The following is a 19319-nucleotide window of genomic DNA, read 5'->3' on the forward strand; positions in this document are numbered from 1 at the left end:
AAATCGGCTTACACCCGAAAAATCTAAGGTGCCAGGCCTTCCACAATAATAATCTGCGCCTGTCCCACGCCCTCTCGGTGCGCCTTCGCCGCCTGATACTCCGCCGACTCATAACAAGCCACCGCCTGCTCGTAGCTGTCGAACTCGATCACCACATTCCGCTGGCGTGCCGGCCCGCCTTCCAGCGCCTCGCTGCGCCCGCCCCGGGCCAGGAATCGTCCGCCATACAAGGCAAACGCCGCCGGCGCGCGTTGGGTGTATTGCGTGTACTGCTCTGCATCAGACACATCCACATGGGCAATCCAGTAGGCCTTCATCGTGACATCCTCTTGCTGTATTTTTGTGGTATACCATAATACATACAACCAACTGACCGAGCATCCTACATGTCCTTCAACAGCATCGAAGACATCATTGAAGACTACCGCCAGGGCAAGATGGTGCTCCTGGTGGACGACGAAGACCGAGAAAACGAAGGCGACCTGTTGCTGCCCGCAGCGTGCTGCACCGCCGAGACTATCAGCTTCATGGCCCGCGAAGCCCGTGGCCTGATCTGCCTGACCCTCACCGATGAACATTGTCAGCGCCTGGGCCTGGAACAGATGGTGCCGAGCAATGGCAGCGTGTTCAGCACGGCATTTACCGTGTCCATCGAGGCCGCCACCGGTGTGACGACCGGCATCTCAGCCGCCGATCGCGCGCGCACCGTCGCGGCCGCAGTCGATATTAATGCCGGGCCTGCCGATATCGTGCAGCCGGGGCATATCTTCCCGTTGCGCGCTAAAGACGGCGGTGTACTGACCCGCGCCGGCCATACCGAGGCCGGTTGCGACCTGGCGCGCCTGGCCGGGCACACGCCCGCCTCAGTGATCGTAGAAGTCATGAATGACGACGGCACCATGGCGCGGCGTCCCGAACTGGAAATTTTCGCGCGCAAACACGGGATCAAGATCGGCACCATCGCCGACCTGATCCACTACCGCCTCAGCACCGAACGCACCGTGGTGCGCATCGGCGAACGCGACCTACCCACGGTGCACGGCACGTTCCGCCTGATCACCTTTGAAGACCGCATCGACGGCGGCGTGCACATGGCGATGGTGATGGGCCAGTTGCGCCGCGATGAACCTGCGCTGGTGCGCGTGCACGTGATCGACCCGCTGCGCGACCTGGTCGGCGCCGACTACAGCGGCCCGTCCAACTGGACGCTGTGGGCGGCTTTGCAACGTGTCGCCGCTGAAGGCAGCGGCGTGGTGGTGGTGCTGGCTAACCATGAGTCGTCCCAGGCGCTGCTGGAACGCGTGCCGCAACTGACCCAGGCGCCGCGCCAGTTCAACCGTTCGCAGTCGCGCATCTATTCTGAAGTGGGCACCGGGGCGCAGATCTTGCAGGACCTCGGCGTCGGCAAGCTGCGTCACCTCGGCCCGCCCCTCAAATACGCCGGGCTGACCGGCTACGACCTGGAGGTGATCGAGAGCATTCCCTTCACCGAATGACGGATAACCGGTAAGGCAAAATGCTTGCACAAAGTTTGGAATACCATAATATGATATTCCATAGACCGAACGCTTCTGCCAAGTGCGCCCGCCAGGGAGAGCACCAATAAAAGCCCTTGGCACGGTCGCCTTTTGGGGTCTCGATTAGAGGCTCCCGATGGACCTACTGCTCCCGATAGGCGGGCATTACCAAGCCCGCTCAATAACAAAACAAATGAGGGCGTGAAAATGGTGTTGAACAAACGTGCAACCGCGGTGCTGTTCGCGGGTTTATTGGCTACGGCCACTCACGCGGCCCTGGCAGCCGAAAGCGTCAATTTCGTGAGCTGGGGCGGTAGCACCCAGGATGCGCAGAAGCAGGCCTGGGCCGACCCGTTCAGCAAGGCCAGCGGCATTACCGTGGTCCAGGATGGCCCCACCGACTACGGCAAACTCAAGGCCATGGTCGAAAGCGGCAACGTGCAGTGGGACGTGGTGGATGTCGAAGCCGACTTCGCCCTGCGCGCCGCCGCCGAAGGCCTGCTCGAACCCCTCGATTTCTCGGTGATCCAGCGCGACAAGATCGACCCGCGGTTTGTCTCCGACCATGGTGTGGGCTCGTTCTTCTTCTCCTTCGTGCTCGGCTACAACGAAGGCAAGCTCGGCGCTGGCAAGCCTCAGGATTGGTCCGCGCTGTTTGACACCAAGACCTACCCTGGCAAACGCGCCCTCTACAAATGGCCAAGCCCTGGCGTGCTTGAACTGGCGCTGCTGGCCGACGGCGTAGCCGCCGACAAGCTCTACCCGCTGGACCTGGACCGCGCCTTCAAGAAACTCGACACCATCAAGAAAGACATCGTCTGGTGGGGCGGCGGCGCGCAGTCGCAACAGCTGCTGGCCTCCGGCGAAGTCAGCATGGGCCAGTTCTGGAACGGCCGCATTCACGCCCTGCAGGAAGACGGCGCGCCGGTTGGCGTGAGCTGGGAGCAGAACCTGGTGATGGCCGACATCCTCGTCGTGCCTAAAGGCAGCAAGAACAAAGCCGCCGCGATGAAGTTCCTGGCCAATGCCAGCAGCGCCAAGGGCCAGGCTGACTTCTCCAACCTGACCGCCTATGCACCGGTGAATATCGACAGTGTGCAGCGCCTGGATTCGGTACTCGCGCCGAACCTGCCGACCGCCTACGTCAAGGACCAGATCACCCTCGATTTCGCCTACTGGGCCAAGAACGGCCCGGCCATTGCGACACGGTGGAATGAATGGCTAGTCAAATGAAAATGACGGCAACCACACCGACCGGGAGCGCCCTCGGCGCTGCCGGCGCGGTTTCGGCCAAGGCCGGGGCGCCGTCCCTGGCGCAGCGCTGGCGGGGGTCGAGCAACCTGATCCCGGCCCTGCTGTTCCTCGGCCTGTTTTTCCTGGCGCCGCTGATCGGCCTGTTGCTGCGCGGCGTGCTGGAGCCGGTGCCGGGCCTGGGCAACTATGAACAACTGTTCGCCAACTCGGCCTACGCCCGAGTGCTGCTCAACACGTTCTCGGTGGCGGGCCTGGTGACCTTGTTCAGCCTGCTGCTGGGCTTTCCGCTGGCCTGGGCGATCACCCTGGTGCCACGCGGCTGGGGACGCTGGATCCTCAACATCGTGCTGCTGTCGATGTGGACCAGCCTGCTCGCCCGCACCTACTCCTGGCTGGTCTTGCTGCAAGCCTCCGGGGTGATCAACAAGGCGCTGATGGCCATGGGCATCATCGATGTGCCCCTGGAGATGGTGCACAACCTCACGGGCGTAGTGATCGGCATGAGCTACATCATGATCCCGTTCATCGTGCTGCCGTTGCAGGCGACCATGCAGGCCATCGACCCGATGATCCTGCAGGCCGGCTCGATCTGCGGCGCCAGCCCGTGGACCAACTTCTTCCGCGTCTTCCTGCCGCTGTGCCGGCCGGGCTTGTTTTCCGGCGGCCTGATGGTGTTCGTGATGTCCCTCGGTTACTACGTCACCCCGGCGCTGCTCGGCGGTGCGCAGAACATGATGTTGCCCGAGTTCATCATCCAGCAGGTGCAATCGTTCCTTAATTGGGGCCTGGCCAGTGCCGGCGCCGCGTTGCTGATCTTCATCACGCTGGTGCTGTTCTACTTCTACCTGAAGCTCCAGCCGGAATCCCCGGTTGGCGCCAGCAACGCGAGGTAAGCCGTCATGCTCCTGACCCCCAATGCCATGAGTCGCAGGATGCGCTTGGGCCTCTACACCACCACCGGGTTGATTGGCCTGTTCCTGCTGCTGCCGATTGTGTTTATCGTGCTGCTGTCGTTCGGTTCATCGCAATGGCTGGTGTTCCCGCCGCCCGGCTGGACGCTCAAATGGTACGGCCAGTTCTTCTCCAACGCGGATTGGATGAACGCTGCGATGGCCAGTCTCAAGGTGGCGGTGCTGACCACGATCTTCGCGGTGGCGCTGGGTTTGCCCACCGCCTTTGCCCTGGTGCGTGGCCGTTTCCCCGGCCGCGAGCTGCTCTACGGCCTGTTCACCCTGCCGATGATCGTGCCCTTGGTGATCATCGCCGTGGCGGTGTACGCGCTGTTCCTCAAGCTGGGCTACACCGGCACGATGTTCGCCTTTGTGGTCAGCCATGTGATCGTTGCGCTGCCGTTCACCATCATCTCGATCATCAACTCGCTGAAGCTGTTCGACCAGTCGATTGAAGACGCGGCGGTGATCTGCGGCGCCTCGCGCTTGCAGGCGGTGTTCAAGGTGACCTTCCCGGCGATCCGCCCGGGGATGGTGGCCGGCGCATTGTTCGCCTTTCTGGTCTCGTGGGACGAAGTGGTGCTCAGCGTGATGATGGCCAGCCCGACCCTGCAAACCCTTCCCGTAAAAATGTGGACCACCCTGCGCCAGGACCTGACGCCTGTGATCGCCGTCGCGTCGACGCTGCTGATCGGCCTGTCGGTACTGGTCATGGTGATTGCCGCCGCCGTTCGCCGGCGTACCGAAACCCGCGCCTGAGCGCCGAGGAGAAGAACATGAGTGCAGTGATCAACGATGTCGCACAGAGCCACGGCCACCCCCTGGTCAGCCTGCGCAACCTGAACAAGCACTACGGTGAATTCGCTGCCGTGGACAACATCTCGCTGGACATCCAGGACGGCGAATTCCTCACCTTCCTCGGCTCCAGCGGCTCGGGCAAAAGCACCACGCTGTCGATGCTGGCCGGCTTCGAAACGCCGAGCAGCGGCGAGATCCTGGTCAGCGGTCAATCCCTGGTCAACGTGCCGCCGCACAAGCGCGACATCGGCATGGTGTTCCAGCGTTACTCGCTGTTCCCGCATTTGTCGGTGCGCGACAACATCGCCTTCCCCCTGGCGATTCGCAAACTGGCCAGCGCCGAACGCGAAAAGCGCGTCGACGCCATGCTCAAGCTGGTGCAGCTGGAACAGTTCGCCCATCGCCGCCCATCGCAACTGTCCGGCGGCCAGCAGCAACGGGTCGCCATCGCCCGCGCGCTGGTGTACGAGCCACGCATCCTGCTGATGGACGAACCCCTCGGCGCCCTCGACAAGAAGCTGCGTGAAGACCTGCAAGACGAACTGCGCCAACTGCACCGGCGCCTGGGCATCACCATCGTCTACGTGACCCACGACCAGGAAGAAGCCATGCGCCTGTCCCAGCGCATCGCGATTTTCAGCCACGGCAAGATCGTCGGCCTGGGCAGCGGCTTCGACCTCTACCAGAACCCGCCGAACGCGTTTGTCGCCTCGTTCCTCGGCAACTCCAACTTCCTCAAGCTCAAGGCCCAGGGCAACGCAGTGGCGTCGTTCGAAGGCCAGGCGCTGTCGATCCGCCTGACCATCGGGCTGCACACCGAGCAGGATGTGCTGTTGATGGTGCGCCCGGAAAAAGCCCTGGCGCTGAATGTCGAACAGGCCGCCGAGCAGCCGTTGGCGGCGGGCTGGAATGAAGTATCGGCGATCGTGGGTGAAGTGCTGTTCCTCGGTGAAAGCCAGACCTGCACGGTGAAAACCCTCGGTGGCACGTCGATGACGGTCAAGGCGTTGTCCGCTGCGGGCATGCCGCTCAAGGCCGGCGACCCGGTACGTGTGCGCTGGGCGACGGCGGATGCGTGTGTGTATACGGAGTGGGCCGAAAGCGACCTGAACAAGGCGGCTGGCGCGCATTGAGTCACCCTTGGGTCCCTCTTTTAAAGTTGCACGGGGCGGTTGATACACCTCGATCCAAAATGTGGGAGCAAGCCCGCTCCCACATTTTGAACTGCGTTTGCCCGTTAAAGCGTGCGTTCGAAAATCGCCCCCTCGATCCCCAGCACCTCACGGGTATCGGCATAAATCCCCACGCCTTTCTCCCACACCTGCTTGATCGACTGATCAGCACAGCGAATCCGGTAACTGAGTTCGAACGGCTCCTGACGCGACAACGCATTTTGCACCTCACGCCAGACGTAGTCGGCATCCTGCGCGAGAATCAGGCTGTTGTAGGTGAACTCATGGTTGTCCACCAGGCGCTCGGCGGGGTAGCCGGTGAGTTGCAGGCAGCCGGCGCTGACGAATTCCATAGTCCAGTCGCGGTTGTTGCGGCCGCGATAGATCAGGCCCGGCATGCTGTCGAGCAAGCTCATGCTGCTGCGCTGGCTGGCCTGCAAGGCGGTTTCGCGGCGTTTGTGGGCCGTAACGTCCCCGGCCACCAGGTAGAAGCCTTGGGGGCCGCGCTTGAGGCTGATCTCGAACCAGCGCAATTCGCCGCTGGGGTGCACAAAACGCAGGCGCTGGTTGAATGAGGTGTCGGGGCGGCGGCGCAGTTCATTCAAGGCCTGGCGCCATAGCGGGCGGTCTTCCTGGTGCACGTAGTCCATCAGGTTACGCTCCGCGCCGTGCGGGCCCATCAACGCGGCCCAGGCCAGGTTGGAGTGGGCGATCTGGCCGTTGTCGCGCAGTTGCACTAAGGCGGCGGGAAAGCAATCCATCACGTCCATGGGCGGCGGCGCAAACGCTTCGGGGCTGTCCCTCATCTAGTGGCGCTCCTCGTGTTTCATCAAGGCGCCGCTGTGCACCCAGGCCGCCAGCTCCAGGCGCGAATGCAGGCCGAGTTTCTGCAGCAGGCTGCGCACGTAGATCTTCACCGTGCCGTCGCTGATTCCCAGTTCGCGGCCGATCTGTTTATTGCTCATGCCGGCGGCGATCAGCGCCAGGGTCTGGCCTTCGCGCTCGGTGAGGTTGCCGCTGTCGATGGGGTCGCACGACGGCGACGGCTCAGCCTGGTCGGCGAGCAAGGCAATCAGGGTCGAGTCCAGTACGATCGCGCCCTTGTGACAGTTGCGCATATACGCCAGCAATGCATCCGGCTCGGTTTCCTTGAGCACATAACCGCTGGCGCCCAGGCGCAAGGCCGTGAGCAACTCGGCGCGGTCCATGGAGGCGGTGAGCACCACCACCTGGCAATCCAGGCGCAACTGGCGCAGTTCGTCCAGTACCTGCAAACCGCTGAGGCCGGGCATGTGCAAATCCAGCAGCACCTGTTGCGGCGTCAGGCTCACGGCCAGGTTGATGCCCTCTCGGCCGCTGGCCGCCTGCCCCACCACTTCGAAGTCGCCGCTGGCATCGAATAACTGCGCCAGGCCCTTGCGAAACAACGGGTGATCATCGATCAGTAATAAGGTCGTGCAGTCCATCGAGACTCCCCTGTGGCAGATCGTGATGGCGACGCAGGCCAAGGTGCACACGCACCCCGTGCGGACGGATCGCCTCTATGCTCAGCCGTGCGCCGATGCTGGCGGCGCGCTCGCGGATAATCGCCAGGCCGAAATGGTTGTGCTCGTCGCAGGCCGGGATCAAGCCGATGCCATCGTCTTCCACCGACACCGAGGCGTCGCCCTCCTGGGTCTGGCGCAGTTCGATCCGCACGTGGCGCGCGTGGGAATGCCGCACTGCGTTGGTCAGGGCCTCGCGGATGATCTGCAGGATCTGCAATTCGGTTTCCGGGCTCAGGGCGTCGTCGGCCAGGCGGTTGTCGAGTTCGAAGACAATGATGCAACGCCGCGAGAACTCCGCGACCGAATCGGCCAGGGCCTGGCGCAGCGAGCGCCCGTCCATGGTCAGGCGCGCACTGGTGATCAGCTCGCGCACCTGGCGTTGCAGTTGGCTCAGGCCGGTGCACAGGTCCTGCAGGGCCGGCTCGCCCAGTTGCGACTGCAAGCCATGGGCCTGGAACGACAGGTAGCCCAACTGCTGCGCCACCGAATCGTGCAGCTCACGGGCCAGGGCGCCGTGGCGGGAAGTCGCCTGTTTGCGCTGCTGCTCACGGTTGTGGCAGCGCAGGCGTACGGTCACGCCCACCGCCTGCGCCGCCTCTTCCAGTATCCGGCGCCAACTGGCACCGGCCCGCCGAGGGTGTCGAGCAGCAATGCGCCCTTTTCACCCTCGGGCAAGGCGCACACCAGACGGTGCACGCCCCTTTGCCGGCAAGGTCCGCAGGCTTGGGGAGCGTCCGTCACGCTGGCGTCGCGCCAGGGGCAGCGCGCGACGGCCTGGCAGCCGTCGACCGCCCCTCGCCGCGTCGGGCCCAGGTCTTCGCCGCCGAGGATCAGGTTAAGCCTGGCAGGCGGCAGCAGTGCGTCGAAACGGTCCAGGAAACCCGACAAGGCACCGTCAGCGTGCAGGGGCAACCCGGCCAACAACCTGCGCACGCTGCGCGCCTGTTCGGGTCGTACAGGCCCCAACCAGAGCGGCCAGCCTTTTGGTCGTGTCAGCACTCTTTGATAACTCCCCGTCCGGTTGCTCTGCGTGGTCAAGAAGCCCAGCAACTTCCATGCCCCGAATGGCCGGCGCACAAGGCTTATCTCCAAAGGCATAGCCCTTTTTCCAGATTGAGAACATTTTCCCCATAGGAAAGTATCTCTCCCAACAGGAAACAAAAACGCACCGTGGAGAGCCCGCATGACGTTCACCCGCAGCCGCCCCATCGTGGTGATGCAATCCGCCACCGCCCGCGCAGCGTTCATCAGTGAACTGCACATGCCCGTGTTGTTGAACGGCGAACACCCTGACTTTGCGCGGCGCCTGCAACACGCGTTGGCCAGCGCCACCGTGGGGTGCCGGCTCTACCTGTTGGGCGACGAAGCCTTTATCTGGCGTGTGCACGGCGAGGCCCGCGCCGCGGGCCTGGAAGACGACGAGATCGACATGACCTGCACCACGCCGGGCCTGCGCCAAGTGTATTGCGCGCACTGCGGCCTGACCCAGGCGGCCGGGCCGGCCCCGCTGTTGAACTGCATTGGCTGCCACGTCGGGCTGGAGGTCCGCACGCATTTTTCCCGGCGCCTGGGGGCGTACCTCGGCGTGTGCATCAACCCTGACCAGCCCTACGCGGGGTTCCAGCCATGAGCGCGGCCCTCAACGTCCAAGTCAGCGCAGCACGCATGCTCACGCCCGTAGTTCGCGAATTCACCCTGACGCCCGCCACGGGCAGCCTGCCCGGCTTCTCGCCCGGCAGCCATGTGCAGGTGCATCTGCCGCTGGCCGAAGGCACGGTGCGCAACGCCTATTCACTCACCAGCGACCCGGCGTACCCCCAGCACTACCGCATCGCAGTGCGCCTGCAAGACGCCTCGCGCGGTGGCTCGCAGTACCTGCACAGGCAGGTGCAGGTCGGCGACACCTTGCAAATTTCGCCGCCGGCCAATCTGTTCGCGCCCTATGGCACCGCGCGCCTGCATATCCTCATCGCCGCCGGGATCGGGATCACGCCGTTCATGGCCTATATCGCCGCAATGGAACAACAGCAGGCCGACTTCGAACTGCATTACCTGTTCCGCCGGGGCCTCAGCGACGCCTATCTCGACGAGCTGCAACAGCGCCTCGGCCCGCGCCTGCACACCTACGACCGGCGCCCGGACCTGAACCCAATCCTCGACAACCGGCCGCTGGGCAGCCACGTCTACACCTGTGGTCCGCAGCCCTTGCTCGAGGCGGTTGAGCAACACGCCGCACGCCTCGGTTGGCCGAGTAAGCGTGTGCATTCGGAAGCCTTCAAGGGCGCACAACCCGGCCAGCCGTTCGACCTGCAGCTGCTGCGCAGCGGCCGACGACTGCGGGTCGAAGCCGAGCAAAGCCTGCTCGAAGCCTTGGAGCAGGCCGGCCTGCAAGTGCCCAACCTGTGCCGTGGCGGGGTCTGCGGGCAATGCATCACGCGCCACCAAGGCGGCGCCATCGAACACCGTGACAGCTTCCTCAGCCCGGCCGAGCAGGCCGACTTTCTGATGCCCTGCGTCTCGCGCGGCAGCGGCCCCTGCGTTTCGCTGGACCTATAGGAGTGAGTGCCATGCCTCTGCAAACGAGCCCCGTGCTGAGCTATCGCGACGATTTCAGTTTTCGCAACAGCCCGGCAGCGATCCGCCGTTTTCCCTTTCCCTTTATCGAGGACAGCTACCTGTACTCGGTGAACATCGAACCGGCCATCTCCCGCGACCCCGGCTCGATCTATGAGCACGCCTTCGACATCGACGAGCACTACCGCTCGGAAATGGCCGAGCGCGCCCTGGTGCTGGACAAGGACCCGCGCCGCTACCTGGTGATGCCACACATGCAAGTGGCCGCCTGGGATGCACTGCAGATGATCATGGAGCACCTGGCTACCGACTACCCGCAGTGGTTCAGCCTGGTGCAAGACGGCGAGCGCTGGCAGTGGCGCAACCACCTGCTGGACATCGACCAGCCGTTCATCTTCGGCGATACCACCAGCCTGCCCTGCGCGCCGCTGGAGTACATCGGCCGCCAGGTGCAGGGGGATTTCGCCCTGCTCGACCAGCGCGACGGCGACCTGTACATGGACGCCGGCCTGGTCACCAGCCCGGCCGACTGGTCGTTGGCGTTCGACGCCGGCATGAGTTTCAAGCAATGGCACGCACCGGTGCCCATGGCCCATCAGATGGGTGTGTTCGAGCGGGCACTGAAGTACCTGCTCAACTTGCAGGTCGGCCAACCGGTACGGCGCTTGAACTGGACCCTGACCATCAACCCGCGCCTGGATTCGTCGCCGGAAACCTTCCATGAATGGGGCGCCGATCGCGGCCAGATCACCGCGCAAAACGTCGGGCAGCAGGTACACCTGCGGGTCGAGCTGCAAGTGATGGCGCGCCTGCCGCGCAGCCACGCGGTGATGTTCAGCATCCGTACCTACCTGATCAGCCTGGACGAGTTGGTCACGCAACCCGGCTGGGGCTGCCGCCTGCACCGTGTGCTGCGCGACCTGCCCGACCCCATCGCCGACTACAAGGGCATGACCCGCTACCGCCACACGCTGGTCGAGTGGCTGAGCCAGTTCGACCCACAGGCCTGACGCCCCCTCTTCTACGACAAGGAACCTCACATGACCCACTCATGGCGTATTTCTGCATTGGCCGAACGGCACCGCGCCCTCGGCTCGAATCTCGAAGACTGGAACGGCATGGGCACTGCCTGGACCTACAGCAGCGACCTCGCCGACCACCACCAGGCGATCCGCACCCGCGCCGGACTGATGGACGTGTCGGGGCTGAAAAAAGTCCACTACGTGGGACCCCACGCCGAGAGCCTGTTGCAGTGGGCCACCACCCGCGACATTGCCAAGCTCTACCCCGGCAAATCGGTGTATGCCTCGATGCTCGACGAGGACGGCAAGTTCGTCGATGACTGCATCGTCTATCGCACCGGTCCAGAATGCGTTCATGGTGGTGCATGGCGCTGGCACCGGGCATGAAATGCTCGTGCGCTCGGCCCAGGGCCGGCAAGTGGCGGTGCTGTTCGATGACGACCTGCACGACCTGTCGCTGCAAGGTCCTTTGGCGGTGGATTTCCTCGCCGAACACGTGCCCGGCATCCGCCAACTGGCGTACTTCCATCACCTGCAAACCCGCCTGTTCGACCGCCCGGTGATGATCTCCCGCACCGGCTACACCGGCGAGCGCGGCTACGAGATTTTCTGCAAGGCCGCCGATGCGCCGTTCCTGTGGGACAGCATTCTTGAACAAGGGGCGAGCCTGGGGATCATCCCCTGCGCCTTCACCGCCCTGGACTGGCTGCGGGTGGAAAGCTCGCTGATGTTCTTCCCTTACGACAACTCGCAGATGTACCCCTTCGCCGACCAGAAGGCCGGCGACACCCTCTGGGAAATGGGCCTGGACTTCACCGTTTCCCCTGGCAAGCACGCCTTCCGTGGTGCCGAAGAACACCTGCGCCTGCGCGGCCAGGAGCGTTTCAAGATCACCGGCGTGCTGCTTGAGGGCGTCCGCGCCGCCGAGGCTGGCGACACCTTGTGGCAAGGCAACCAGCAAGTCGGCGTGATCACCTGCGGCATGTATTCGCGCCTGAGCAAACGCTCGATGGCCATCGCGCGCATGAGCGTCGCCTGTTCCGAACCCGGTATTGCCTTGCAGGTTCGCGGCAGCCTTGAGGCCAGCGCCAGCACCCACGCCCTGCCCTTCGACGACCCGCAAAAAACCAAGCGCACGGCCAAGGGCTGAGCCTTCCTTCACCGAATTCAGGAGCCTTCGATGGACGCCTCACGCAGAACATTACATCCTCAAGATCACCTGCCCGGCGGCGTCCGGGATTGTCGCCGCGATCAGCGCGTGCCTGGCCCAACAGCAGTGCTACATCAGCGAGCTGGCGCAGTTCGACGACGAGTTCACCGGGCAGTTTTTCATGCGCGCGGTGTTCCGTTTCAACACCGGCGTGAGCGGCGACATCGGTGCCCTGCGCAACGGCCTCGGCGACCTCGCCGGTGGCTTCGACATGCACTGGCAGTTGTTCAGCTCACGCCAACCGACCCGCGTGCTGCTGATGGTCAGCAAGTTCGACCACTGCCTCACCGACCTGCTCTACCGCCACCGCAAGGGCGAGATGGACATGCACATCACCGCCGTGGTCTCCAACCACCTGGACCTGCGGGCGATGGCCGAGCGCGAAGGCATTCGTTTCATCTACCTGCCGATCACCCAGGACACCAAGGCCAGCCAGGAAGCCGAGCTGATGCGCATCGTCGAAGACACCCAGACCGACCTGGTGGTGCTCGCGCGCTACATGCAGATCCTGTCCGACGGCCTCTGCCAGCAACTGTCGGGCCGGGCGATCAATATCCACCACTCGTTCCTGCCCGGTTTCAAGGGCGCCAAGCCCTACCACCAGGCCTATGACCGAGGCGTCAAGCTGATCGGCGCCACCGCCCACTACGTCACCAGCGACTTGGATGAGGGCCCGATCATCGAGCAGGAAATCCAGCGCGTCGACCATACCCACTTGCCCGACTCGCTGGTCGCCATCGGCCGTGACACTGAAACCGTAGCCCTTTCCAAAGCCCTGAAATACCACCTGGAACACCGGGTGTTCATCAACCAGGACAAGACAGTGATCTTTCGCTGAACCCTTCAGGAGGCACGCTCATGACCCTACGTGTTGCAATCATCGGCGCCGGCCCGTGCGGCCTGGCGCAACTTCGCGCCTTCCAGTCGGCCCGCGACAAAGGCGCCGCCATCCCCGAACTGGTGTGCTTCGAGAAACAGCAGGACTGGGGCGGTATGTGGAACTACACCTGGCGCACCGGCCTCGACGAGAACGGCGAGCCGGTGCACGGCAGCATGTACCGCTACCTGTGGTCCAACGGCCCCAAGGAATGCCTGGAGTTTGCCGACTACACCTTCGAAGAGCACTTCGGCCGGCCCATCGGTTCCTACCCGCCGCGTGAAGTGCTGTGGGACTACATCAAGGGCCGCGTGGAAAAGGCCGGCGTGCGCGACTACATCCGCTTCAACAACGTGGTGCGCCAAGTCACCTTCGACGAACAGAGCCAGCGCTTCACCGTCTACGCCCACGACTACACCAGCGACACCTTGACCTGCGAAGCATTCGACTACGTGATCAACGCCTGCGGCCACTTCTCCACGCCCAAGGTGCCGTACTTCGAAGGCTTCGAACAGTTCGCCGGGCGCATCCTGCATGCCCACGATTTTCGCGAGGCGCTGGAGTTCAAGGACAAGGACCTGCTGATTATCGGCAGCAGCTATTCGGCCGAGGACATCGGCTCGCAATGCTACAAGTACGGCGCGCGCAGCATCACCAGTTGCTACCGCAGCGCGCCCATGGGCTATGCCTGGCCGGATAACTGGGAAGAAAAACCGCTGCTCCAGCGCCTGGAAAACAACCGCGCCTACTTTGTGGATGGCAGCAGCAAGCACATCGACGCGGTGATCCTGTGCACCGGCTACAAGCACCACTTCCCGTTCCTGCCGGACGAACTGAGCCTCAAGACCGACAACCGCCTGTGGCCGATGAACCTCTACAAAGGCGTGTTCTGGGAACCCAACCCCCGCCTGATCTACCTGGGCATGCAGGACCAGTGGTACTCCTTCAACATGTTCGACGCCCAGGCTTGGTATGCCCGCGATGTGATCCTCGGGCGCATACCACTGCCCGGCCACGCTGACATGGTCGCCGACAGCCAAGCGTGGCACGCACGGGAACAGGCCCTGGAAACCAACCAGCAGATGTTCGAGTACCAGGGCGCCTACATCCAGCAACTGGTGGACGCCACCGACTACCCGAGTTTCGACATCGCCGCCGTCAACGAAACCTTTCTGCACTGGAAGCACGACAAGGCGGAAAACATCATGGGCTATCGCGACAAGTCCTATCGCTCGCTGATGACCGGCACCCAGTCGCCGCCGCACCACACGCCGTGGTTGCAGGCCCTGGATGACTCGATGGCGGCCTACTTGGGAGCGCCCACGACCCCCATCAAGTCGGTCGGCTGATGATGAATGCACCGCGTGTTTCCCATCCCCGAGAGCCCGGGCTGTTTGCCCGCGCGCCGAACCTGGAACGCTACCGCGTGGCCGCCGGCGGTGTGACCCTGGTCGACTTGCAACCCGGCGACGGCCTGCAAGTGATCGACGTCGAAGGCCGGCAAACCTGCACACTGCTGGCGCTCGACGCTGGCGGTCGCAGCGCCCTGGCAAGCTGGGGGCTGAACGCGTCAACGGCTTGCCGTGTGCCTGGGCGTATCGGCCAGGCGCTCCAGCGGCGCGGCATCGACGCACAGGCATTGCCGCTGGCCGCCTCGCTATGGGACGCCGACAGCCCGCCCGGCCACAGCCGACAGTTTGTCGCCGAGGACGCGCTGCTGGTGATTGTCGCCGCACCCGCCGAGGCTACGGCCGTCGACCGGCAATACCGGCCCAGCGAGCTGCGCCTGATAGTGACGCGGGCCAACCCGTCGCCGCTGCTGGTGCCCGCCCTGCCCGAGCCGTTGGGCGACGTGCTGGACGAATTCACCCTGCGCGCGGGTACGGCGCGCAGCTACACCGTCGCCGAGGGGCAGTACATCCAGGTGCTGGACGTGGCGGGCCGCCAGTGTTCGGACTTCGTCGCCCTCGACCGTCGCGCCCTGGATCGCGGCGTAGAGCTGGACCTGGACCAGACCGTCACACGTACGCTCAACGGCAGCGCCTACCCGGCACCGGGGCTGTTCTCGAAGTTTTTCGACCGCCATATGCAACCGATGCTGGAGGTGGTGCAAGACACAGTCGGGCGCCACGATTCATTCGCCCTGGCCTGCGCGGCGCGCTACTACGAAACCCATGGCTATTTCGGGCACGACAACTGCAGCGACAACCTCAGCCGCGTCCTTGCGCCCCATGGCGTGCAGGCGCGCAACGGCTGGCCGGCGATCAATTTCTTCTTCAACACCGGCATCGATGCGCACCAGCAGATGACCCTGGATGAACCCTGGTCGCGGCCCGGCGATTACGTGCTGCTGCGGGCAATGACTGACCTGCTGTGCGGCAGTACCTCGTGCCCGGATGACATTGACCCGGCCAACGGCTGGAACCCGACCGATATCCATGTCCGCATCTACAGCGAGAAGGAGCGTTTTTCCATCGCCATGAGCACTCGAACCACGGCGGATGCCGACCCGATCCTCACCCGTGAGTCCGCGTTCCACTCACGCACCCGCGCCCTCACCGGCAGCTTCACCGACTACCGCAATTGGTGGCTGCCGCTGCACTACGACGGTTACGGCGTGACTGAGGAATACCTCGGTTGCCGCGAACGGGTGGCGGTGATGGACCTGACCGCCCTGCGCAAATTCGAAATCATCGGCCCCGACGCAGAAGCCCTGTTGCAGTACTGCCTGACCCGCGACGTACGGCGCCTGGCGGTGGGCCAGGTGGTGTATTCGGCGATGTGTCACGCCCACGGCGGCATGCTCGACGACGGCACCCTGCTGCGCCTGGGCCCGGACAACTTCCGCTGGATCTGCGGCGAAGACTACGCCGGCGTGTGGTTGCGCGAGCAGGCACAGAAACTGGGCATGAAGGTGTGGGTCAAGTCGGCCAGTGAGCACATTCACAACCTGGCGGTGCAAGGGCCGCTGAGTCGCGAGCTGCTCAAGCAGATGGTCTGGACGCCGCCCACGCAACCGAGTGTGGAGACCCTCGGCTGGTTTCGCTTCCTGGTCGGTCGGCTGGACGGTTTCGACGGCTGCCCGTTGATGATTTCGCGCACCGGCTACACCGGCGAACTGGGCTTTGAGGTGTGGTGCCAGCCCGAAGACGCCGTACAGGTCTGGGACCGCATCTGGCAACTCGGCCAACCCTTGGGCCTGGTGCCCCTGGGCCTGGAAGCGCTGGACCTGTTGCGCATCGAAGCCGGGCTGATTTTCGCCGGCTACGAGTTCAGCGACCAGACCGATCCGTTCGAGGCCGGTATCGGTTTCAGCGTGCCGCTCAAGAGCAAGACGGATGACTTTATCGGTCGCGACGCCCTGCTACGGCGCAGCGCCCACCCCAGCCACAAACTGGTCGGCCTGCACCTGAGCGGCAATGAGATCGCCCACCACGGCGACCCGGTGTACCAGGGCCGCGCCCAGGTCGGGGTAATCACCAGTGCCTGCCGCTCACCGCTGCTGGCCAGCAATATCGCGCTGTGCCGGGTCGACGTGAGCTGCGCCGAGCCCGGCACTGAACTTGAGATCGGCAAAGTCGATGGCCTGCAGAAGCGCATCAGCGCCACGGTCAGCGCCGCGATTTTCTACGACCCGGACAAAAGCCGGGTGCGCAGCTGATCGTCCCGAAACGGGAGTGCCAGCGCATTTTGACTGCCCCAACCTAACCGCTATTCAGACATGGGAATACGAAGATGGAAGCGACGACGTTCGAGGCTGTACCGCAGGCTGCCGGCTCGGTGGGCAGCCTGCACCGCAAGATCGATTGGCGCGGGGCATTCTGGGTCGCCAGTGGCGTACCCGCGCTGGTGCTGTTCTCCATCGGTGCGATTGCCGCCACGGTGGGCAAACCGGCGTGGATCGTGTGGATCGTGTCGATCCTGTTCGGGTTTATCCAGGCCTTCACCTACGCCGAGATCGCGGGGCTGTTCCCGCACAAATCCGGCGGCGCCTCGGTGTACGGCGCGGTGGCGTGGGTGCGCTACAGCAAGCTGATCGCCCCGGTGTCGGTGTGGTGCAACTGGCTGGCTTGGTCACCGGTGCTGTCCATCGGTTCGGGGCTGGCGGCGGGGTATATCCTCACGGCGCTGTTTCCCGCCGATGCGTTGATCAACACCTGGCAACTGACCCTGCTGGACCTGGGCTGGGTGAAAAGCGGTCTGTCGTTGCGCATCAACGCGACGTTCGGTATTGGCCTGCTGATTCTGCTCACGGTGTTTGCCGTGCAGCATGGCGGCATCCTGCGCTCGGCGCGCCTGACCTTGGTGCTCGGCGTGACCTCGCTGATTCCGCTGCTGCTGGTGGGCGTGGTGCCGTTGTTCACCGGGGATGCGACCCAGGCCAACTTCCTGCCGCTGTTCCCCTTGGCCCATGACGCAGCCGGGCAAGTCATCGATGGGCCATGGGATATGTCCGGCTGGTCATTGATGGCCGGCGGGCTGTTCATGGCGGCGTGGTCCACCTACGGGTTTGAAACGGCGGTGTGCTACACCCGCGAATTCAAGGACCCCAAGCGCGACACCTTCAAGGCGATCTTCTACGCCGGCCTGCTGTGCATCCTGGTGTTCACCCTGGTGCCGCTGGCGTTTCAAGGCAGCCTCGGGCTGGGGCAACTGGTGACGCCAGCGGTGCTCGATGGCAGCGGCGCAGTCGTCACGCCCGCGGTGTACAGCGGCCTGCTTTCGCCGGCGATCTACAGCGGCATGGGCGTTGGCCAGGTGATGGCCGACAGCATTGGCGGCGGCAAGGTGGTGGCCAATATCGTATTGATCATGCTGGTGCTGGCGACGTTGCTGGCGATCATGACCTCGATGTCCGGCTCGTCGCGAACGTTGTACCAGGCGTCGGTGGACGGTTGGCTGCCCAAGTACCTGGGGCGCACCAACGAACATGGCGCGCCGACGGCGGCGATGTGGACCGACCTGTCGTTCAACCTGCTGCTGTTGCTGATGTCGGACTATGTATTCGTGCTTGCGGCTTCAAACGTCAGCTACATCATCTTCAACTTCCTCAACCTCAATGCCGGCTGGATCCACCGCCTGGACCGTCCCGACTGGGTGCGCCCGTACAAGGCCCCCACCGTGCTGCTGGCGGCCGGCGGCGTGCTGAGTTTCGTCAACCTGGCCTGCATGGGCCTGGGCGCGGACATCTGGGGCGCGGGCACGCTGGTCACCGGTTTGTTGCTGGCGCTGCTGATCCTGCCGGTGTTCTGCTACCGCCACTATGTGCAGGACAAGGGCCGCTTCCCCGCCGCCATGCTCACGGACCTGTATATCCAGGCCGATGACGGGCAACGCCGCGCCGGCTGGCTGCCCTATGCCACGCTGGTCGCCGGTGTGCTGGTGGTGTATGCCTGCCATCAACTGGTAGCCTGAGCCTTCTGGCCTGCCTATGGCTGAGGGATTCTTATCCCTCAGCGCCTTGATTCCCCAGACAACGGTGACGCTTTTGACCAGTTCTCTCCCCACGCTTGCCCGCGATATTGACGGCAAGGCCATCTCTGCCCTGGTGCTCGACGAGGTTCGCGAAGAGGTCCTGCTGCTTGCCTCACAGCAGATCTACCCGGCCCTGGCAGTATTGCTGGTGGGCGACGACCCGGCCAGCCACGTCTACGTGCGCAATAAACTGCTGCGGGCCAAGGACGTCGGGATTCGCTCCCTGGAATACCGGCTGCCGGAGGATGCCAGCCAGGCGCAGGTGCTGGACCTGCTTGCCCAGTTGAATGCCGACACATCGGTCAACGGCATCCTGGTGCAATTGCCGCTGCCGGCGCAGATCGACGAAGCGGCGGTGATCCACGCGATCGACCCGATCAAGGATGTGGATGGCTTCCACCGCGAAAACGTCGGCGGCCTGGTGCAAGGCATCGAGGTGCTCACGCCCTGCACACCCAGCGGCTGCATGCGCCTGCTGCACGAAACCTGCGGCGACTTGAGCGGCTTGCACGCGGTGGTGATCGGTCGTTCGAACATTGTCGGCAAGCCCATGGCGACCTTGCTGTTGCAAGCCAACTGCTCGGTCAGCGTGGTGCACTCGCGCAGCATCGATGCACCGGCGTTGTGCCGCTTGGCCGACATCGTCGTCGCCGCCGTGGGCCGACCGCAGTTGATCAATGCCCGTTGGCTCAAGCCCGGCGCGGTGGTGATCGACGTGGGGATCAACCGCATCACGACCGAGACCGGTACGCGGTTGGTGGGGGATGTGGATTACGCCAGCGCACGCACCGTGGCCAGCGCAATCACGCCGGTGCCCGGCGGTGTGGGGCCGATGACGATTGCCTACTTGCTGAAGAACACGCTGGTGGCTGCGCAGTTGCAGCGCGCCGCCTTGCCCCAGGTACTGGCGGCAGTCTGAGCCT

The 19319-nt window shown here is 64.1% G+C and carries 18 protein-coding genes and 1 pseudogene; 14 read left to right on the top strand and 5 right to left on the bottom strand.

What is annotated here, in order from left to right:
- Positions 1 to 23: 23 nt before the first annotated feature.
- Positions 24 to 317, bottom strand: a complete 294-nt coding sequence (locus tag AB4O35_RS23760) for a DUF1330 domain-containing protein (RefSeq protein ID WP_065876284.1) — start codon at positions 315 to 317, stop codon at positions 24 to 26.
- A 69-nt stretch (positions 318 to 386) separates the two neighbouring features.
- Here AB4O35_RS23760 and ribBA point away from each other — a divergent pair, with 69 nt between their 5' ends.
- The 5 genes from ribBA to AB4O35_RS23785 all read left to right on the top strand — a co-directional run bounded on the left by ribBA (position 387) and on the right by AB4O35_RS23785 (position 5652).
- Entirely contained in the window at positions 387 to 1496 is a 1110-nt protein-coding gene (ribBA, locus tag AB4O35_RS23765) for a bifunctional 3,4-dihydroxy-2-butanone-4-phosphate synthase/GTP cyclohydrolase II (RefSeq protein ID WP_065889340.1), read from the top strand.
- 228 nt (positions 1497 to 1724) lie between these two features.
- The gene (locus tag AB4O35_RS23770; protein WP_460149319.1) at positions 1725 to 2750 is read left to right on the top strand and encodes an ABC transporter substrate-binding protein; all 1026 of its coding nucleotides are present in this window, start codon (positions 1725 to 1727) and stop codon (positions 2748 to 2750) included.
- Entirely contained in the window at positions 2747 to 3664 is a 918-nt protein-coding gene (locus AB4O35_RS23775) for an ABC transporter permease (RefSeq protein ID WP_064052598.1), read from the top strand. Before AB4O35_RS23770 ends, AB4O35_RS23775 begins: the two co-directional genes overlap by 4 nt.
- 6 nt (positions 3665 to 3670) lie before the next feature.
- Positions 3671 to 4480, top strand: a complete 810-nt coding sequence (locus AB4O35_RS23780) for an ABC transporter permease (protein WP_065871982.1) — start codon at positions 3671 to 3673, stop codon at positions 4478 to 4480.
- Positions 4481 to 4497: 17 nt separating this feature from the next.
- Positions 4498 to 5652 (top strand): ABC transporter ATP-binding protein, encoded by a 1155-nt coding sequence (locus tag AB4O35_RS23785; protein WP_065881483.1) that lies wholly within the window; start codon positions 4498 to 4500, stop codon positions 5650 to 5652.
- Positions 5653 to 5756: 104 nt separating this feature from the next.
- Here AB4O35_RS23785 and AB4O35_RS23790 read toward each other — a convergent pair whose 3' ends face one another.
- Genes AB4O35_RS23790 through AB4O35_RS23805 form a run of 4 tightly spaced genes read right to left on the bottom strand, consistent with a single transcriptional unit; the run spans position 5757 to position 8237 of the window.
- Positions 5757 to 6497 (bottom strand): PAS domain-containing protein, encoded by a 741-nt coding sequence (locus AB4O35_RS23790; RefSeq protein WP_065881486.1) that lies wholly within the window; start codon positions 6495 to 6497, stop codon positions 5757 to 5759.
- Complete coding sequence (locus tag AB4O35_RS23795; RefSeq protein WP_046035758.1) at positions 6498 to 7157, bottom strand: response regulator; 660 nt, start codon at positions 7155 to 7157, stop codon at positions 6498 to 6500.
- The gene (locus AB4O35_RS23800) at positions 7126 to 7815 is read right to left on the bottom strand and encodes an ATP-binding protein (RefSeq protein WP_460149320.1); all 690 of its coding nucleotides are present in this window, start codon (positions 7813 to 7815) and stop codon (positions 7126 to 7128) included. The genes AB4O35_RS23795 and AB4O35_RS23800 overlap by 32 nt, the downstream gene beginning before the upstream one ends.
- Positions 7812 to 8237: a hypothetical protein gene (locus tag AB4O35_RS23805; protein WP_460149321.1), complete on the bottom strand. Its 426-nt coding sequence runs from the start codon at positions 8235 to 8237 to the stop codon at positions 7812 to 7814. Before AB4O35_RS23805 ends, AB4O35_RS23800 begins: the two co-directional genes overlap by 4 nt.
- Before the next feature lie 184 nt (positions 8238 to 8421).
- Here AB4O35_RS23805 and AB4O35_RS23810 point away from each other — a divergent pair, with 184 nt between their 5' ends.
- The 9 genes and pseudogenes from AB4O35_RS23810 (at position 8422) to AB4O35_RS23850 (ending at position 19315) form a co-directional block, all read left to right on the top strand.
- Positions 8422 to 8868: a dimethylamine monooxygenase subunit DmmA family protein gene (locus AB4O35_RS23810; RefSeq protein WP_065910673.1), complete on the top strand. Its 447-nt coding sequence runs from the start codon at positions 8422 to 8424 to the stop codon at positions 8866 to 8868.
- The gene (locus tag AB4O35_RS23815) at positions 8865 to 9794 is read left to right on the top strand and encodes a PDR/VanB family oxidoreductase (RefSeq protein ID WP_065872243.1); all 930 of its coding nucleotides are present in this window, start codon (positions 8865 to 8867) and stop codon (positions 9792 to 9794) included. Before AB4O35_RS23810 ends, AB4O35_RS23815 begins: the two co-directional genes overlap by 4 nt.
- A gap of 11 nt (positions 9795 to 9805) precedes the next feature.
- Positions 9806 to 10822: a heme-dependent oxidative N-demethylase family protein gene (locus tag AB4O35_RS23820; RefSeq protein ID WP_065872247.1), complete on the top strand. Its 1017-nt coding sequence runs from the start codon at positions 9806 to 9808 to the stop codon at positions 10820 to 10822.
- A gap of 30 nt (positions 10823 to 10852) precedes the next feature.
- Positions 10853 to 11984 (top strand): annotated as a pseudogene (locus AB4O35_RS23825) (aminomethyltransferase family protein).
- Positions 11985 to 12039: 55 nt separating this feature from the next.
- Positions 12040 to 12882, top strand: a complete 843-nt coding sequence (gene purU / locus AB4O35_RS23830; RefSeq protein ID WP_460149657.1) for a formyltetrahydrofolate deformylase — start codon at positions 12040 to 12042, stop codon at positions 12880 to 12882.
- Positions 12883 to 12902: 20 nt separating this feature from the next.
- The gene (locus AB4O35_RS23835; protein ID WP_065945927.1) at positions 12903 to 14270 is read left to right on the top strand and encodes an NAD(P)-binding domain-containing protein; all 1368 of its coding nucleotides are present in this window, start codon (positions 12903 to 12905) and stop codon (positions 14268 to 14270) included.
- A 2-nt stretch (positions 14271 to 14272) separates the two neighbouring features.
- Entirely contained in the window at positions 14273 to 16582 is a 2310-nt protein-coding gene (locus tag AB4O35_RS23840; protein WP_065945928.1) for a DUF1989 domain-containing protein, read from the top strand.
- A gap of 74 nt (positions 16583 to 16656) precedes the next feature.
- Complete coding sequence (locus AB4O35_RS23845; protein WP_065872257.1) at positions 16657 to 18336, top strand: APC family permease; 1680 nt, start codon at positions 16657 to 16659, stop codon at positions 18334 to 18336.
- Positions 18337 to 18352: 16 nt separating this feature from the next.
- A complete protein-coding gene (locus AB4O35_RS23850) occupies positions 18353 to 19315 on the top strand; it encodes a bifunctional 5,10-methylenetetrahydrofolate dehydrogenase/5,10-methenyltetrahydrofolate cyclohydrolase (protein ID WP_083207134.1) in 963 nt (320 codons plus the stop codon).
- The last annotated feature ends 4 nt before the right edge of the window (positions 19316 to 19319 follow it).

This window comes from Pseudomonas sp. H1_A03 (assembly GCF_054685145.1).

Bases quoted from the DNA above. Each gene is read 5' to 3' on its own strand.
- AB4O35_RS23780 (WP_065871982.1), top strand. From the start codon at position 3,671: ATGCTCCTGACCCCCAATGCCATGAGTCGCAGGATGCGCTTGGGCCTC.
- ribBA (WP_065889340.1), top strand. From the start codon at position 387: ATGTCCTTCAACAGCATCGAAGACATCATTGAAGACTACCGCCAGGGC.
- AB4O35_RS23820 (WP_065872247.1), top strand. From the start codon at position 9,806: ATGCCTCTGCAAACGAGCCCCGTGCTGAGCTATCGCGACGATTTCAGT.
- AB4O35_RS23835 (WP_065945927.1), top strand. From the start codon at position 12,903: ATGACCCTACGTGTTGCAATCATCGGCGCCGGCCCGTGCGGCCTGGCG.
- AB4O35_RS23785 (WP_065881483.1), top strand. From the start codon at position 4,498: ATGAGTGCAGTGATCAACGATGTCGCACAGAGCCACGGCCACCCCCTG.
- AB4O35_RS23850 (WP_083207134.1), top strand. From the start codon at position 18,353: ATGGCTGAGGGATTCTTATCCCTCAGCGCCTTGATTCCCCAGACAACG.
- AB4O35_RS23810 (WP_065910673.1), top strand. From the start codon at position 8,422: ATGACGTTCACCCGCAGCCGCCCCATCGTGGTGATGCAATCCGCCACC.
- AB4O35_RS23845 (WP_065872257.1), top strand. From the start codon at position 16,657: ATGGAAGCGACGACGTTCGAGGCTGTACCGCAGGCTGCCGGCTCGGTG.
- AB4O35_RS23770 (WP_460149319.1), top strand. From the start codon at position 1,725: ATGGTGTTGAACAAACGTGCAACCGCGGTGCTGTTCGCGGGTTTATTG.
- AB4O35_RS23795 (WP_046035758.1), bottom strand. From the start codon at position 7,157: ATGGACTGCACGACCTTATTACTGATCGATGATCACCCGTTGTTTCGC.
- AB4O35_RS23790 (WP_065881486.1), bottom strand. From the start codon at position 6,497: ATGAGGGACAGCCCCGAAGCGTTTGCGCCGCCGCCCATGGACGTGATG.
- AB4O35_RS23840 (WP_065945928.1), top strand. From the start codon at position 14,273: ATGAATGCACCGCGTGTTTCCCATCCCCGAGAGCCCGGGCTGTTTGCC.
- AB4O35_RS23760 (WP_065876284.1), bottom strand. From the start codon at position 317: ATGAAGGCCTACTGGATTGCCCATGTGGATGTGTCTGATGCAGAGCAG.
- AB4O35_RS23815 (WP_065872243.1), top strand. From the start codon at position 8,865: ATGAGCGCGGCCCTCAACGTCCAAGTCAGCGCAGCACGCATGCTCACG.
- AB4O35_RS23775 (WP_064052598.1), top strand. From the start codon at position 2,747: ATGAAAATGACGGCAACCACACCGACCGGGAGCGCCCTCGGCGCTGCC.